A 971-nucleotide genomic window follows, 5' to 3' on the forward strand; every position below is an offset into this window, starting at 1 on the left:
CCCATCCCGCGCAGCGGGTTCGTTCACCGGCCCAAAAGCACTCAGGCTACGGTTCTACAATTGGGATCGACTCGGGAACCTGGATTCGAACCGGGACTAGTCAGAGTCCGTGGATTCTCCAGCCAAATATTTGATGCTTATCGTGCAAAATCAAACGGTTGAGATAGGGTAGGGCGGTCGCCTGTGACGCGCCTCTCTACTAGCCGTTTCCCTTGATTTCCAACGGCTACAACAGACTATCGGCAACTCCACGCGACATGACTGCGACATGAAAAAGGCCCGGTAGCCGAAAACTGCCATCAATAGCCAATTGGGATCCACGGATCGGTGTCGTACCCTAGGTGATGGTCCAAGAAATTTGCGGCCTGATTTGACGGACGCGCAACAACCACCGTGCCTGTCGATTTGCAATCCAGTTTCGGTGCCGGCTTGCTGCTGCCAGCCTTCATATGAGCTGTAGAACACGAGGTTGCAGCCTGAGCGGTCGCCACCTTTTTCTTCTCTTTCGCAACAGCTGCTCCGGTGGCGGCCAATACCATTGCTACGCCAAAGACAACGAGTTTCATTGAAACGCCCTCAACCCTGCACAATCCGAAATGATTGCGCCTGCGTTAACGTTACGTCAACTACATGTTGTCCGCAACGACGGAGCATATTGCCGGTAAAAAAAGCCCGCCACCGTGAGGCGGCGGGCCGTCTGGACAATTTGTCCACTCGGTTCAGTTCACGCCCGCGTGCGGCCCCATGATGCGACGCGCCTCCTGCCTGCCTGGCTCCAGAGCGATCTCGACCATGGTCTCGGCGGTTATGATGAACTTCGCGACACATACACGCTCAGGACTGCCGTCAGCGGCGGCTGAAAAGGCGCTGTTGGGAGCTTGACGCGACACAAACGCAACATGGTCGCTGGTTCGCAGGGCTGTTAGGTTGCTAAGTGTTTGAATGCCCTTCCCGAGAGATGGGTGACAGTT

At 55.8% G+C, this 971-nt stretch carries 2 protein-coding genes; both read right to left on the reverse strand.

The window, feature by feature from the left end:
* Positions 1-299: 299 nt before the first annotated feature.
* Positions 300-566 carry a hypothetical protein gene (locus DH10_RS36125; protein ID WP_192257199.1) on the reverse strand — a complete coding sequence of 89 codons (267 nt, stop codon included), beginning with the start codon at positions 564-566 and terminating at the stop codon, positions 300-302.
* Between the two features lie 153 nt (positions 567-719).
* Positions 720-971 (reverse strand): hypothetical protein (locus DH10_RS36440; RefSeq protein WP_210327898.1); only part of this gene is annotated, 252 nt, incomplete at its 5' end.

Source organism: Mesorhizobium silamurunense, from assembly GCF_014843825.1.
GTDB classification, from domain to species: domain Bacteria; phylum Pseudomonadota; class Alphaproteobacteria; order Rhizobiales; family Rhizobiaceae; genus Mesorhizobium; species Mesorhizobium silamurunense.